This is a genomic window from Anoxybacteroides rupiense (assembly GCF_014196195.1).
GTDB classification, from domain to species: Bacteria; Bacillota; Bacilli; order Bacillales; family Anoxybacillaceae; genus Anoxybacteroides; species Anoxybacteroides rupiense.
Genome location: NZ_JACIDF010000003.1, coordinates 167906 through 181927, shown reverse-complemented (window position 1 = coordinate 181927; position 14022 = coordinate 167906). Strand labels below are relative to the sequence as shown.

Below are 14022 nucleotides of genomic sequence, written 5' to 3'. Positions count from 1 at the left end.
CATCAAACCTCCCTTTACACCCGGTTGAATTGTTGCAAGAAACGAACATCGTTTTGATAGAAATGGCGGATGTCGTCAATGCCGTATTTCAGCATCGCGATGCGTTCAGGCCCCATCCCGAACGCAAAGCCGGTATATTTTTTTGAATCAAAACCGGCCATTTCTAATACATTTGGATGTACCATTCCAGCCCCTAAAATTTCAATCCAGCCTGTACCTTTACATACGTTACAGCCATGGCCGCCACAATTAAAGCAAGAGACATCCACTTCCACAGACGGCTCCGTAAACGGGAAAAAGCTTGGACGAAAACGAATGTCGCGATCTTCGCCAAACATCTTGCGGGCAAACTCGCGCAGCGTTCCTTTTAAATCGCTCATGCGGATGTTCTCATCGACAACGAGCCCTTCAATTTGAGTAAACTGATGTGAATGCGTCGCATCGTCGTTGTCCCGTCGGTATACTTTTCCCGGGCAAATGATTTTCACAGGACCGCGTCCTTGATGCTTCTCCATCGTGCGCGCCTGTACCGGAGATGTATGCGTGCGCAGCAAAATTTCCTCTGTAATATAGAACGAATCTTGCATATCGCGCGCCGGATGACCTTTCGGAAGATTGAGAGCCTCGAAGTTGTAATAGTCTTTTTCGACTTCTGGCCCTTCGGCAATCGTATACCCCATGCCGATAAACAAATCTTCAATTTCTTCAATTACGCGCGTCAAAGGATGATGATTTCCTCGGCGCACTGGGCGCCCTGGAAGCGTTACATCAATCGCTTCAGCTGCTAATTTTTTCTCGACCTCCTGTTGCTCAAGCTCTGCTTGTTTTTCTTCGATTGCTGTTTGGATCGCTTCACGCACCTCATTGACAAGCGCCCCCATCACTGGGCGTTCCTCAGGAGACAATGCTCCCATTCCGCGCAGCACTTCGGTAATCGGTCCTTTTTTGCCGAGATACGCTACGCGCACCTCATTGAGCGCTTTTAAGTCATTCGCCTGCGTAATTTTTTCAAGCGCCTCTTGCTGAAGCTGCTGTAAACGTTCTTTCATGAAAAAACCTCCTCTATGCAAAAATAAAAAACTCGCCCCCTGCATAAGGGACGAGTGAAATCGCGGTACCACCCTTGTTAACAGCGAAAAAGCGCTGTTCACTTCATTGCGATAACGGCCATGGCCGGAACGCCTTTACATTTTGCAATAGCAAAATGGTCCAAGCGTCAACTCCAGAGGTGAATTCACTTGCTTCTACCATAAAAACGCTCCCAGTCTCCGGCGTTTTCTCCCTGGATGGCGAGGGACAAGCTACTCTTCTCTTTCATCGTTATTTTTCTTATTTCATTATTTTTATATTATAGGCAATCCATCCATCTGTTGCAACCACTATCTGCTGAGCGAACAAACATATACGATTACTATCTCATGCTTCGCCATTCCACTATATCAGCTTCTTGCTCCATTGTGTGAGCCGAAAGCCGCTCTACTTGCCGTGCTTGTTCCTCTGACGAACCTCCCCATCTCCCCCTCGTTAAGAAATGGAAGACTTCTCGGTGGATGATGTTAAACTGGAACTCTCTCTTTTTTAACATAGCCACATCTTCTTTTTGCGCAGAGGCGTCTTCTTTGAACCGCATCACCTCTCCTTGCAAATGAGCAATGCCCCTCTTCATTTGTTCCATTTCGGGCATTTTGTACATCGAGCCGTTCAATAACCGCATGGAACAATGCTTTTCCATATTGAATCGTTTCTTTTAGGATTCATTCAGTAGTGTATCTTTTACGTTTATCCCCGCAAATGGTAAAGCAAAATCCCGGTGGCCACTGCCACGTTCAGTGATTCAGCTTGTCCATGAATAGGAATGTACAAATTTTTCGTCGTCTGCTCAAGCCATTCCTTGCTGACGCCGCTTCCTTCATTGCCGACAAGAAGAGCAAACGCACCGCTAGCGTGTACTTTTCGATAATCATCGCCATTTTCTAAAGATGTCCCGTAAATTGGAATATTTTTTTCCTTTAACGTTTGCATCCATTTGCTAAGGGAACCGCGGATGATCGGCAAATGAAAAAGCGAACCTTGTGTAGCGCGAATGACTTTCGGATTGTACACATCTACACATCCCTCTCCAAGAATCACAGCATCCACGCCGGCCGCATCAGCTGTGCGAATCATCGTCCCCACATTCCCCGGATCTTGCACCGCATCCACAAGAAGCAGCTTAGCTTTGCTCCAATCAAGCGATTCATCGCTTAATTGCCTGCATACGGCCGCAATTCCTTGCGGGGTTTCCGTATCGCTGATCTCCCGCATTACTCCTTCTGTAACAACTGTAATCGGAATATGGCCCACATTCCATTCTGAAGGAATGGCCTTGCTTTCCTCAATGATCAATTGAACAAGCGAAACACCGCTTGCTAAAGCTTCCTCCACTAAATGGAACCCTTCAATCAGAAAAAGTCTTGTCTTGTCTCGTTCTTTTCTTGTCAGCAGCTTCTTCCATTGCTTTACTTGCGGATTTTTTGTCGATTCAATCCGTTTCAATCTCCATTCTCCTTTTCTTTTTTGCCTGTCACTATACATAATAAACGAAAACGACGACAAAAATAAATGTGTAATACATAAAGCGAGGTGAGGAATTTGGATCTAAATTTACGGCATGCAGTCATGCACAATGTAGCCAACAATACAAAAGAACAGCTTGAAGATACGATTATGGATGCGATCCAACGCGGCGAGGAAAAATATTTGCCAGGTCTTGGCGTTTTGTTTGAAGCGATTTGGAATCACTCATCCCCGGAACAAAAAAACGATATGCTAGTGACGCTTGAGCAGGCAGTAAAACAATAAAACAGACTCTCGAAAATGTCCGTCCCGCCGCTTTCCATCAAATGATGCAGCGGGACGGCGTTTTCTTTATGACTGATTTTTAAGTCGATGTCTTTGTTTATGTCGGTTGTTGCATCTGTGAACGAAAAGATGGGAACGCATGAACGATTCCAAAACAACATTCCCATTTTTGTAATAGTCAAAGACGAGCGGGTTCATCCTCTGCCTATTTTGGGACAAATGCTGATAATCCAGTTTATCTATTTCAGATCAATGGTTAATGCCGCATTTTTTGCATGAGGCGTAAATGTTGTTTTTCCCGTTGGTAACCGTTCTTTCTTGCTATCCTTTACGCCCTCTTTTTTATTTTTTAAATACTCGTCAATCGTGCGGTAGTGAGTAGGAGAAACCTCAAACGTATAAGTAACGCCGGAATATAAATGCAACTTAAGGGATTTACTATTTACAATCATCAATTGAACTTGAGGAATATGAGCAATGTTTTTGTTTTGATATCCTTCTGAAACGACATGGACCAAGAATTTAGAATATTGGCCGTCTTGATCTACGATTTTGATAGTGACAGGTATTTTATCAGAAAGTTGATTCTCCGCATCTTTTGGATGAGAACAAGCAACAATGAATATAACAAAGGCCATGATGAATAGCCACGCTTTTTTTATCATCGGCACCTCCCTTAAAATTAAAAAGGTCATAAGGCTTTCTGTTCTTTCACCGCGACAATGCGTATGCGCTTGTAATCCGCCACCCATTCTCCTCTCTTCCATAGATAAGGCTTTAGTGATTCTTTTATTTTTTCATAGAGAAATAGCTTTTCTTCTACATCGATTCCTAGAAAAAAATCGCCGGCAAAACTATCAAGCCAGTGGATAAGGCCTTGTTCGCCATCAGCCAGTGGAGTTGGACGGTCAAAATGGATTGCGTGCAACACGCGAAATCCATACCTTTCAAGCAACGCACTATACTCTCCAATGCTCGGAAAATACCACGGGTTCCTCTTCTCATAAATTCCGGCGTACTGCGCTAGCACCATTTGAATCGCTTGAACAATCGCTGATATATTTCCTTTTCCACCAAATTCAGCCACAAACTTTCCGTTGGGCTTTAATGACAGGAAAATGGATTCAACCACCTTCTCCACATTTTTCATCCAATGTAATGCTGCATTGGAAAACACTGCATCATACAGCTCACTTGTTCGAAATGACTCCCCGTTGTCTACAATGAAGCAAATATCTTCATACTTTTCACGAGCTTTCGCAATCATTTCAGAAGATGCGTCCATTCCGACAACAATGGCTCCTGATTTAGAAATTTCATAGCTCAAATCGCCCGTGCCACAACCTAAATCAAGGATTCTCTCCCCTGCTTGTGGATTCAGCCATTCAATGACTCCTTTTCCGAGATCAGAAACAAAACGAAACTTTTTATCATATAAACTTGGATCCCATGCATTCAAAGACGCCATTGACTTTCCCCCTCACAGCCCATATTGGATTGAGTTCGTCTTTCCATTATTTCCAAGCATTTTTAACAAAAAATGCTCCATCGTATGAAATGGAGCATTCTTCTTACATCGTATGACAGTCCGTTTATTCCTCAATCAAACGTAATCTCTTTCACTTTTGCTTCATCAAGGCGCTTAATCACTTCGACAAGTAGTTTCACCGTGTTTTCATAATCGTCGCGGTGAAGCATCGCAGCATGCGAGTGGATGTAACGTGTCGGGATGGCAATCGTCAGCGCCGGAACACCGCTTGCCGTCAGGTGGATAGCGCCCGCATCCGTTCCTCCGCCCGGCATCGCGTCAAAATGGTATGGGATATTTAATTCTTCTGCTACATCAATGACAAACTCGCGCAACCCTCTATGCGACACGAGCGTCGCATCATATAGCACGATATGCGGGCCAGCACCGAGTTTGCCCATCGCTTCTTTCTCCGAAACACCTGGTGTATCTCCAGCAATGCCGACATCGACAGCAAACGCAATATCCGGTTGAATGAAATTTGCCGACGTTTTCGCGCCGCGCAATCCGACTTCTTCTTGAACAGTACCAACACCATAAACGACGTTCGGATGCTCGACATCTTTCAGCTGCTTTAATACATCAATGGCAATGGCACAGCCAATACGGTTGTCCCACGCTTTCGCAAGCAACATTTTTTCATTATTCATGACCGTAAATTCAAAATACGGAACGATCGAATCACCCGGGCGCACCCCCCATTCCATCGCTTCATCGCGGCTAGATGCGCCGATATCGATAAACATATCTTTGATTTCGACCGGTTTTTTGCGCGCCTCCGGCGGTAAAATATGCGGTGGCTTTGAACCGATCACACCGGTGATTTCTCCTTTTTTCGTGATGATGGTGACACGCTGGGCGAGCATCACTTGTCCCCACCAGCCTCCAAGCGTCTGAAAGCGGATAAATCCTTTTTCATCAATTTGCGTCACCATAAAACCGACTTCATCAAGGTGGCCAGCCACCATAATTTTCGGACCGTTTTCTTTTCCTGCTTTTTTCGCGACAAGACTGCCGAGCCCGTCTGTTGTGACCTCATCGGCATAAGGAGCTATGTATTTTTTCATGACTTCCCGCACTTCTCGTTCATTGCCGGGCACACCTTTGGCATCGGTTAATTCCTTTAGCATGGTTAACGTCGGATCTAGCTTTGCCATATTCAAACTCCTTTCATATGTACTTCATCCCCATTATAGCGAAAAGAAGTACCAATGTACAAAATTTGTTAATAATTCTGATTTTGCCGTTCGTGATTAATTTCATTTTTTTTCCTATAGGCTTGTTCCATTTGCTCAAGGGAAAAACCTAGTTGGTTGCCTAAACGCAAATATTCAGCAAATAAATGCTGGTAGCTTGCCAAAGATTTGGCTTCATAAAACTGGTGGGCAGCTTGAAAAACGAATAAAAACTGTTCAACTAACGAACGAGTCTCTGATACTCGATCATCAGCTGTAAAATCAAATCCGCATTCCAAACCAAGCGATAGAATAAAGTGCAAGCCATCCACATATTCTTCTAATATCTTGTCTTGCGGCGCTGGCGGCTTCACACTCCAAAACTTAAAACAGCGTGTTTCATTGGCGAGCTCTCCAAGCTCAACAAGCAAAGCTAGCACTTTCCGGTCGACAAGATTTTCATGTTGCAGCCCATGCTGTGTCTCAATTCGTTCATCAAGCTGGCGCTGCAATGAATAAAGCATTTGTACGTTCATTTTCTTCTCCCCCGCTATTGATAAAGAATAACATAAATAAGCATATCGAAAATAGCCAAAAGCGGCAATCCATAACGAAAGAGGCGGTGTCGCGTTTTATGGTGAAAGCCATACATGCCAATGGCTGCTCCGATTGCGCCTCCGGCAAAAGCAAACAACCAGATCGTCCGCTCAGCAATCCGCCATTTCCCTTTTCTTGCCTTCTGTTTATCAAGCCCCATTATTAAAAAGCTAACGGCATTCACAATCGCCATATACCATTCCATGCTCCTCTCCACCTCTCTTGAGTCATGACCGGATGACCATGCTGATGAAAAAATGACCATTCTCGTTTGGAGAATGGTCATCACAGACTGTTGTTCAACGCTTGCATCTTGGGCCAATGACCGCGTTCGCCCGCTCATGAGCTTCTTTTGTTCGCTTCGCGTCTTCATCCGGCTTCGTTCCATGTTTGGTTAAGCGTTTTACATCCGGCCTGATGTGGAAATACATGATGCTTAAAATGGTTGTAGACAAAGTCAACACCGACTTTGTCTACAACTTCCATCTGTCTCTTTATTTATTTAAGTTAGCTTTTGCAATATCAGCCAGTTGCGCGAATGCTGCTGCATCGTTTACAGCCAACTCAGCAAGCATTTTGCGGTTTACTTCTACACCAGCAAGCTTTAAGCCATGCATTAAGCGGCTGTAAGAAAGTCCGTTCATGCGAGCTGCCGCGTTGATACGCGTAATCCAAAGCTTGCGGAAATCGCGTTTCCGTTGACGACGGTCGCGATATGCATACATTAATGATTTCATTACTTGTTGGTTTGCGACTTTATATAAACGATGCTTAGAACCGAAATAGCCTTTTGCAAGTTTAAGAACTTTTTTGCGACGTCTGCGCGTTACTGTTCCGCCTTTAACACGTGGCATCTGTTATTCCCTCCTACGATTATGTTTCATTCCAAAAATTATTTTAAGTTGTCTAACATTTGACGAATACGTTTAAAATCTCCAGAAGATACAAGCGTTCCTTTGCGAAGCTTGCGTTTTTGCTTTTGAGTTTTATTAGCAAACAAGTGGCTAGTAAACGCATGAGAACGCTTCAATTTACCAGTACCCGTCTTTTTAAAACGCTTTGCAGAGCCTCTGTGAGTTTTCATTTTTGGCATAGGGTGTATCCTCCTCGTTCGGTTATTTGTCGTTTTTCGGTGCGAGCACTAAAAACATGCTGCGTCCGTCCATTTTCGGAGCAGATTCAACAACGCTAATATCAGCGCAGGCCTCAGAAAAACGGTCCAACACGCGCTGGCCAATTTCTTTGTGGGTAATAGCCCGCCCTTTAAAGCGAATGGTTGCCTTTACTTTATCGCCTTTTTCAAGGAATTTGCGCGCATTGCGAAGCTTCGTATTAAAATCATGCTCTTCAATTGTCGGGCTCAAACGAACCTCTTTCACATTAATGACTTTTTGCTTTTTACGCGCTTCCTTTTCTTTCTTTTGTTGCTCAAAACGGAATTTGCCGTAATCCATAATTCGGCATACCGGTGGTTTAGCGTTTGGCGCGACCATAACCAAATCAAGGTTCAATCTGGCTGCAATTTCCAACGCCTCTTGTTTTGATTTAATGCCTAATTGCTCTCCGTTTGGATCAATTAAACGAACTTCGCGCGCACGAATGCTTTCGTTAACGATAAAATCTTTGCTAATAACTAGCCACCTCCAAGGTTTTTTACGAATGACTTGTTTGCATAATGCACCCTTTGCTAGGAAACCGAAGCGAAACACTCGTTTCTGCGTTTCATTTTTGCTTGGCCGTTGTCTTTCCTCTCCACCATATACTCATGAAGAATACGGGGCTTTGGAAGACTCGCAGCCTTGCATACAAAAAAGCATGAGTGCATACGACACCCATGCTTTTACGATCGGACTTTTCATAGACGAACCGTAACAACCCGCTAACAGCGATCCGCGTCAGACAGGTGAGAAGCCGGGTGCTTCTGCTTTTGTCACAAACAAGTATTCAATTTGACTTATATAGATTACCATATTGGAAGCAGCATGTCAATATAAGCATTTTTCAACACAACGCATATTATTATATCTAACTCTTTCTATTTTAGCAACACTTTTTTTCAACGGCGCACTTCTGCCTTTAATGCATCGATAAAAGCGGCAAGAGGCATCGTTTCGCTTTTTTGTTCGCCATATTTGCGGACATTGACAGCCTGCTCTTTTACCTCGTTGTCTCCAACAACAAGCATGTACGGAATTTTTTGCATTTGTGCTTCGCGAATTTTATAGCCAATTTTTTCATCGCGTTCGTCAACTTCCACGCGAAATCCTTGCGATTGTAGCGCTTCTCTCACTTGATGCGCGTAGTCGGCATGAACGGCTGGCGATACTGGAATGACTTCCACTTGCACTGGAGCAAGCCATGCAGGGAACGCTCCTTTATATTCTTCAATTAAGAAAGCGACAAAGCGTTCCATGGTGGACACGACGCCACGATGGATGACAACTGGTCGGTGCGGTTTTCCATCCTCGCCGATATATGTTAAATCAAAACGCTCTGGCAGCAAGAAATCAAGCTGAACGGTCGACAGCGTTTCATCCTTTCCAAGCGCCGTGCGCACTTGCACATCTAGCTTTGGACCATAAAACGCCGCTTCTCCCTCCGCTTCATAATATTCAAGCCCAAGCTCGTCCATCGCTTCACGCAGCATGCTTTGCGCTTTTTCCCACATCGCATCATCATCGTAATATTTTTCTTTATCATGCGGGTCGCGGTAAGACAAGCGGAATGAGTATTCGTTTAAGCCAAAATCTTTATATACTTCAAGAATTAAGTTGACGACTCGTTTAAATTCGTCTTTGATTTGATCTGGACGAACAAAAATATGGGCATCGTTCAATGTCATGCCGCGCACGCGCTGCAGCCCTGTCAAAGCCCCTGACATTTCGTAGCGATGCATCGTTCCAAGCTCAGCAATGCGAATCGGCAGCTCGCGATAACTATGGATTTTGTTTTTGTATACCATCATATGATGCGGACAGTTCATCGGACGAAGAACGAGCTGTTCGTTATCCATCTCCATTGGCGGGAACATGCCATCTTGATAATGATCCCAGTGTCCAGATGTTTTATATAGCTCAACGCTTCCAAGCACTGGTGTATACACATGCTGATAGCCAAGTTCTATCTCTTTATCCACAATATATCGTTCAATCGTGCGGCGGATGGTCGCACCTTTCGGCAGCCAAAGCGGCAGGCCTTGTCCCACTTTTTGCGACGTTGTAAAGAGCTCAAGCTCCTTCCCAAGTTTGCGGTGATCACGCTCCTTCGCTTCTTGCAGCAAACGAAGATGTGCTTCCAAATCCTCTTTTTTAAAGAAAGCCGTGCCGTAAATGCGCTGGAGCATTTTATTTTTGCTGTCCCCGCGCCAATACGCCCCCGCAATGCTTAAGAGCTTAAATTCCTTAATTTTTCCTGTCGATGGCACGTGGATGCCGCGACAAAGATCGAAAAATTCGCCTTGTTCATAAATGGAAACAACTTCTCCTTCAGGAATGTCGTTGATTAGCTCAAGTTTTAAATTGTCGCCAATTTCTTCATAACGGCGAATCGCTTCCTCGCGATCCACCTCTTTGCGGACAATCTCCAAGTTTTCTTTCACGATTTTTTGCATTTCTTTTTCAATTTTTGGAAGCTCCTCTGGTGTCAATGATTCTTCCATATCAATATCGTAATAGAAGCCATTCTCAATGACTGGACCAACGCCCAGCTTTACATTTTTGTACAAGCGCTTGATTGCCTGAGCCATTAAATGGGCTGTACTGTGACGTAAAATTTCGAGCGCTTCTGGCATGTCCTGTGTGATGATCGCAATCGCTCCATCTTGATGAATCGGTGTACGTAAATCAAGCAATGTATCGTTTAATTTTCCAGCAATGGCTTTTTTCTTCAATCCAGGGCTGATGGAAGCAGCAATTTCTTCCGTTGTCGTTCCTTTTGGAAACTCCTTCACTGCCCCGTCAGGAAATGTAATACGGATAATCTCTGACATCGCTTTTCACTCCTTTTTGAATATTCATATAAAAATAAAAAACTCGCCCCTCCAATAAGGGACGAGTTGAATTCGTGGTTCCACCCTTCTTCCCACCGCTCTCTCACCCAATCGGCAACAAAAACCCAAGTGAATAGCGATGGCTCGAATCGCATAACGGTGCTTTCCGTCAGCAATTACTTGATCGCAGCGAGTTTGGACTGCCTACAGCTTTTCTGTCGCGGCCGACATGCTCGACCAGCCAGGCGAGCGAACCGCACGGCTCCCTTCGAACAATGAACTGCAAATGAATTTGCCTGTTGGCGTCCTTGTTCGAGGAAGGCGGCAGAAAAGCAAAAATAACTCCTACAATCGTTCACTGCTGAAGTTCCGAGGCGGTAAGTGCATTTTCCGTGTTAGGAAGGTTACAGCCAAAGCCTTCCCTCTCTGGAAACCGTAAAAACACACCCATGTCCTCATCATGACTTTTCCACATGTTTCATTATGTACGTTATTATAGAATGTCTGATGAGAAAAATCAAGTCGATCGATCATGTATCGACATGGCCGTCTGGGCATCGGCAAAATCCGTCGGTTTACAAAAACGAAGCCGTTCTTGAAACACATTTTGTAGCGTTTGAATCATTCCGTCATCTTCACATGAAGTATAGACATATACCAATTCAGGAGCAATCGAAACAAGCGGCGCTAATACAGAAGAATCGATATACATCGGCTGACTGACAGGCAAATTGCGGTCAATCAGCTGGGTTAACTCCTTTTTTGTCACATGGCGAAACTGTTCATCAAAAAAAAGAAAGTCCGGAGAGCGATGAACAAGATGAACAATCCGCCACTTGGCTTCCCGTTCTGCCACGTAATCGCGCAGTATTTGCACAAAATTTTGATATTCTTGCTCTAGCTTATATTCATCAATGGCCAGTTCGACATAATGATTCAATCGTTCCATATATCGTTTCAGCCTGAATGTAACAAACGAGGTGAGTGAAAAAGAAAGATTATCTTTTAAAAATGGTAAAAGTGCATTCATAATGAGCGCATCGCGCGACATGACGCTTTTTTTCCCGCTTCGATAATCATATCGTTCCCCCTCAAGGAACGAATGAGTTAATTGCAAAATTTGATACTGCTCTTCCTCGTTTTTAAAATAAAATGTTCCAGAAATAATGGACAGCAGCAGCCGATCTTCAATAAAACGAAGAATAAACTGCGTAATCGCAGGTGCCACGCACGATGAAATAGCTTCATCCACACATTGGTCTATGTCAATCGTAACTAAAGAATTTCCATCGTACTTCAATTGCAAATAGAGCCGGGTTGTCCCGTTCACTTTTTCTTGCAAAAGATCAAAAAATTTTTCTGCGTCGCTTGTCTGTTCGAAGTAAATCTCAATCAATGTCGTCCCCCCTTTGTAAGTGAATGCTTGTTCTATATATATGGGAGGACGCGTTGATTTAGAATCAGAAAAACAAGCGATCCGTTCACTTCGCTTAGTCTAAACGGCGATTTCTTCCTTTTATCTCCACAGGATCTGCTAAATAACGGATGCGTTCCATCAGGCGCGCCGCTTTCATTTGTTCTTCCTCGCCTCTTTGGGAATACGTTAAGTGGTGGGCTAACTGCTGCAAATCAAAATTCGATGTAAAAAAAGTCGGAAGATTTTCCAGCATCCGGTATTGCAAAATCGGACCTAGCAAATCATCACGCACCCAGCTTGACATGGATTCGGCGCCAAGATCGTCCAGCATTAAGACGGGAACTTTTTTGACATAATCCAATTTTTCGTTCATCGTTTGATCCTGCCAAGATCCCTTGAGTTCACGAAAAAATTCAGGTACGTAGACGATGAGAGAGGACACCTTTTTTTGTGCCAGCGCGTTGGCAATCGCTCCAAGAATATAAGTTTTTCCAACACCAAAAGAACCGTATAAATAAAGCCCCTTGATCTTTTTTCCCGGTTCATAATTTGCTACAAAATGCTCCGCTCGCTCAATTGCCTTCATTCGTCCGTCATCGGCAAGATCGACATCTGATAACGAAGCCTGTAAAATTTCGCGCGGTACAAATAAGCTTTGAATTAACGCTTCCTGCCGTTTCCGCTCATCATGCTTGATCTTCGTTGGACAACGGTCATATTGAATATCAATAGCATTTCCATGGAGCACAAGACGCGGGTGGTATCCCTTGAGAAGATTGCGGCACTCGCCTAAGCTTGGACAGCGCTCACAATTTTTACTTTGTTGGATAAACTCATATAATTTCATTAAACCTCGTTCCAAAATAACGTTTGTTACCTGATCCCTGTGCTCCCGCAAAAAGGCCTGTACTTCTCGGTGAGACAAAATCTCATGTTTTAGCTGCTCATATCGCTGCCGGAAATCTTTCCGGTGGAGCAGACGATGAAGGAGCTCGTCCATTGGCTTCACCACTCTCACCTCCTGTTTTTATTTACTGATTCCGGTATTTTTTCAGACGTTCTTCCAGTTCGCGACGCTTCTGTTCAAGGTTGACTTCTTCGCTTGTTCCAGACTCCTTTTGACTATAATCCATATTGAGCCACTCAGGCAACATTTCCTTGCGAACCGTTTTTTGTACCGTTTTTTTCTCTTTCCCGGTCGCCCAGCTCTGATATTTTTTCGTCTCTTTTTTCGCCAGCTCCATCGCTTCCTTAACGGTGCGAATTTTTTTCCGAGCCCAATGGCTCGCAATTTTCTCTACATATGCCTTTGATAGCTTCATATCTGTCCGAAGCATGACATAATAAATTAACACATTGACAACACCAGGAAGAAGCTTTTGCTGAAACATAATCTCTTCAATAAGCTGCAAGTCGCTTAGCGAAGGCTCTGCTCCCCCTGAAATATCGATCAGCAGCTGACGCGGTGAAATCGTTTCGAGCTGTTTGATCAGCAGCTCTTCCTTCGTTTTTGGTTCCGTATTCTCCATTGTGCGGTATGTAAGCGGCTGAACGCGCGTGCTTAGCTGTGGCAGCTCTTCCCCTCGTTCAAACTGATACCAATCGCGTGCCGCTTTTCTTAATGCTTCAATATCAATATGTGCAGCAGGATCAATCACACTAAGTACAATTTTTTGCATTTCTAATGGATCAATACCATATAAAAAGGACAGCTTTTTAATGGCCTCGCGCACTTTTGCGGTAATGGCTCTTTTGGGCACAATCTGCCTTGAAAGCCCTGCAAAAAATAAATCAAAGTCAAATACTTCTTCTCCTAATACATACGTGTCTGCACTCCGTCTCATATATTCATAACCATCAGGTAGATGCAAGTCTTTTTTTGTTTCTTCATTCATGACAGCAACCATCTGTTCCGGATGCACGGAGTAAAAAATATCATTAAATGATCGTGTAATGGCGGTAAATTGACTTTCATCAATTGCTGGCACCGAGAAAAATTGCTTCAAGGTCTGAAATTTCTTTCGCCCCACACGATTGTAAAGAAACACATTGAACACACTATCCGTGAAAAACTGCTCTGGCGTAAGCGGGGGCTGCAGCTCGTAAATAAATAGCTTCGGATCTTGTTTGTCGTTGACATATGTTTTCAACAATCCAATCCCTTCCAGTTTTAGACGTTCGTCATAAATTTCTTTTAGACTGCATTGCATAATCGCCATCAAGCTATGATGGGTTGTTTCTTCCGCCGACAGATGCTGTTCAAGCTCCCCCCACAAGGTCATATATAGACTGAACGCGCGTGAACCGATTAACGGCTGATATAACAGTGTAATCACTTTTCGATCAAAATCATGTAAAATCCCATTGCTTCGCACCATATAACGATCAACAGGAATAAGCTCCTTCCAATGATGTTCCATGCTATCGCCCTTCCCCATTAGACTAAAAAAAGGGCTTTTCCGTAGATCGAGCAAGC

16 protein-coding genes and 2 other annotated features are annotated in these 14022 nt (G+C 44.0%); of the genes, 1 reads left to right on the top strand and 15 read right to left on the bottom strand.

Translation table 11 applies throughout. From position 1 onward, the window contains the following. Nucleotides 1–14 precede the first annotated feature (14 nt). The 3 genes from pheS to GGQ95_RS06835 form a co-directional block, all read right to left on the bottom strand. The gene (gene pheS, locus GGQ95_RS06845) at nt 15–1049 is read right to left on the bottom strand and encodes a phenylalanine--tRNA ligase subunit alpha (RefSeq protein WP_044742992.1); all 1035 of its coding nucleotides are present in this window, start codon (nt 1047–1049) and stop codon (nt 15–17) included. A 43-nt stretch (nt 1050–1092) separates the two neighbouring features. Next, nucleotides 1093–1327, bottom strand: a binding site (T-box leader). An 84-nt stretch (nt 1328–1411) separates the two neighbouring features. Further along, nucleotides 1412–1732 (bottom strand): hypothetical protein, encoded by a 321-nt coding sequence (locus tag GGQ95_RS06840; RefSeq protein ID WP_183186524.1) that lies wholly within the window; start codon nt 1730–1732, stop codon nt 1412–1414. Nucleotides 1733–1779: 47 nt separating this feature from the next. Continuing rightward, nucleotides 1780–2535, bottom strand: coding sequence for a TrmH family RNA methyltransferase (locus tag GGQ95_RS06835; protein ID WP_066146382.1), 756 nt, complete (start codon nt 2533–2535; stop codon nt 1780–1782). A gap of 96 nt (nt 2536–2631) precedes the next feature. On the opposite strand from GGQ95_RS06835, the gene sspI reads away from it, so the two are divergent. After that, nucleotides 2632–2841, top strand: coding sequence for a small acid-soluble spore protein SspI (gene sspI, locus GGQ95_RS06830; RefSeq protein WP_044742995.1), 210 nt, complete (start codon nt 2632–2634; stop codon nt 2839–2841). Nucleotides 2842–3080: 239 nt separating this feature from the next. Here the strand turns inward: sspI and GGQ95_RS06825 are convergent, their stop codons facing one another. The 12 genes from GGQ95_RS06825 to GGQ95_RS06770 form a co-directional block, all read right to left on the bottom strand. Beyond that, nucleotides 3081–3506, bottom strand: a complete 426-nt coding sequence (locus tag GGQ95_RS06825) for a hypothetical protein (RefSeq protein WP_244963622.1) — start codon at nt 3504–3506, stop codon at nt 3081–3083. 26 nt (nt 3507–3532) lie between these two features. Continuing rightward, nucleotides 3533–4309 (bottom strand): class I SAM-dependent methyltransferase, encoded by a 777-nt coding sequence (locus GGQ95_RS06820; RefSeq protein ID WP_172798664.1) that lies wholly within the window; start codon nt 4307–4309, stop codon nt 3533–3535. Between the two features lie 131 nt (nt 4310–4440). Further along, entirely contained in the window at nt 4441–5526 is a 1086-nt protein-coding gene (locus GGQ95_RS06815; RefSeq protein WP_044745971.1) for a M42 family metallopeptidase, read from the bottom strand. A gap of 68 nt (nt 5527–5594) precedes the next feature. Further along, the gene (locus GGQ95_RS06810) at nt 5595–6080 is read right to left on the bottom strand and encodes a dUTP diphosphatase (RefSeq protein ID WP_044745970.1); all 486 of its coding nucleotides are present in this window, start codon (nt 6078–6080) and stop codon (nt 5595–5597) included. Between the two features lie 14 nt (nt 6081–6094). Then, the gene (locus tag GGQ95_RS18715) at nt 6095–6514 is read right to left on the bottom strand and encodes a DUF1294 domain-containing protein (protein WP_312856943.1); all 420 of its coding nucleotides are present in this window, start codon (nt 6512–6514) and stop codon (nt 6095–6097) included. Between the two features lie 121 nt (nt 6515–6635). Next, nucleotides 6636–6995: a 50S ribosomal protein L20 gene (rplT, locus tag GGQ95_RS06800; protein ID WP_044745968.1), complete on the bottom strand. Its 360-nt coding sequence runs from the start codon at nt 6993–6995 to the stop codon at nt 6636–6638. A gap of 38 nt (nt 6996–7033) precedes the next feature. Continuing rightward, entirely contained in the window at nt 7034–7234 is a 201-nt protein-coding gene (gene rpmI / locus GGQ95_RS06795; RefSeq protein ID WP_044745967.1) for a 50S ribosomal protein L35, read from the bottom strand. A gap of 22 nt (nt 7235–7256) precedes the next feature. Continuing rightward, entirely contained in the window at nt 7257–7802 is a 546-nt protein-coding gene (gene infC / locus GGQ95_RS06790; protein WP_080862150.1) for a translation initiation factor IF-3, read from the bottom strand. 140 nt (nt 7803–7942) lie between these two features. Further along, nucleotides 7943–8074 (bottom strand) — a sequence feature (ribosomal protein L20 leader region). 123 nt (nt 8075–8197) lie between these two features. Then, entirely contained in the window at nt 8198–10129 is a 1932-nt protein-coding gene (gene thrS / locus GGQ95_RS06785) for a threonine--tRNA ligase (RefSeq protein WP_183186523.1), read from the bottom strand. Between the two features lie 517 nt (nt 10130–10646). Beyond that, nucleotides 10647–11525, bottom strand: a complete 879-nt coding sequence (gene ytxC / locus GGQ95_RS06780; protein ID WP_183186522.1) for a putative sporulation protein YtxC — start codon at nt 11523–11525, stop codon at nt 10647–10649. Nucleotides 11526–11619: 94 nt separating this feature from the next. Then, a complete protein-coding gene (dnaI, locus tag GGQ95_RS06775; protein ID WP_221212038.1) occupies nt 11620–12546 on the bottom strand; it encodes a primosomal protein DnaI in 927 nt (308 codons plus the stop codon). Nucleotides 12547–12577: 31 nt separating this feature from the next. Continuing rightward, nucleotides 12578–13966, bottom strand: a complete 1389-nt coding sequence (locus tag GGQ95_RS06770) for a replication initiation and membrane attachment family protein (RefSeq protein WP_044745963.1) — start codon at nt 13964–13966, stop codon at nt 12578–12580. Nucleotides 13967–14022: the final 56 nt, after the last annotated feature.

Excerpts from the sequence above, each read along its gene's own strand:
- pheS (WP_044742992.1), bottom strand. The coding sequence starts at position 1,049 with ATGAAAGAACGTTTACAGCAGCTTCAGCAAGAGGCGCTTGAAAAAATT.
- GGQ95_RS06840 (WP_183186524.1), bottom strand. The coding sequence starts at position 1,732 with ATGGAAAAGCATTGTTCCATGCGGTTATTGAACGGCTCGATGTACAAA.
- GGQ95_RS06825 (WP_244963622.1), bottom strand. The coding sequence starts at position 3,506 with ATGATAAAAAAAGCGTGGCTATTCATCATGGCCTTTGTTATATTCATT.
- GGQ95_RS06820 (WP_172798664.1), bottom strand. The coding sequence starts at position 4,309 with ATGGCGTCTTTGAATGCATGGGATCCAAGTTTATATGATAAAAAGTTT.
- GGQ95_RS06815 (WP_044745971.1), bottom strand. The coding sequence starts at position 5,526 with ATGGCAAAGCTAGATCCGACGTTAACCATGCTAAAGGAATTAACCGAT.
- GGQ95_RS06810 (WP_044745970.1), bottom strand. The coding sequence starts at position 6,080 with ATGAACGTACAAATGCTTTATTCATTGCAGCGCCAGCTTGATGAACGA.
- GGQ95_RS18715 (WP_312856943.1), bottom strand. The coding sequence starts at position 6,514 with ATGAAGACGCGAAGCGAACAAAAGAAGCTCATGAGCGGGCGAACGCGG.
- rplT (WP_044745968.1), bottom strand. The coding sequence starts at position 6,995 with ATGCCACGTGTTAAAGGCGGAACAGTAACGCGCAGACGTCGCAAAAAA.
- rpmI (WP_044745967.1), bottom strand. The coding sequence starts at position 7,234 with ATGCCAAAAATGAAAACTCACAGAGGCTCTGCAAAGCGTTTTAAAAAG.
- thrS (WP_183186523.1), bottom strand. The coding sequence starts at position 10,129 with ATGTCAGAGATTATCCGTATTACATTTCCTGACGGGGCAGTGAAGGAG.
- dnaI (WP_221212038.1), bottom strand. The coding sequence starts at position 12,546 with ATGGACGAGCTCCTTCATCGTCTGCTCCACCGGAAAGATTTCCGGCAG.
- GGQ95_RS06770 (WP_044745963.1), bottom strand. The coding sequence starts at position 13,966 with ATGGAACATCATTGGAAGGAGCTTATTCCTGTTGATCGTTATATGGTG.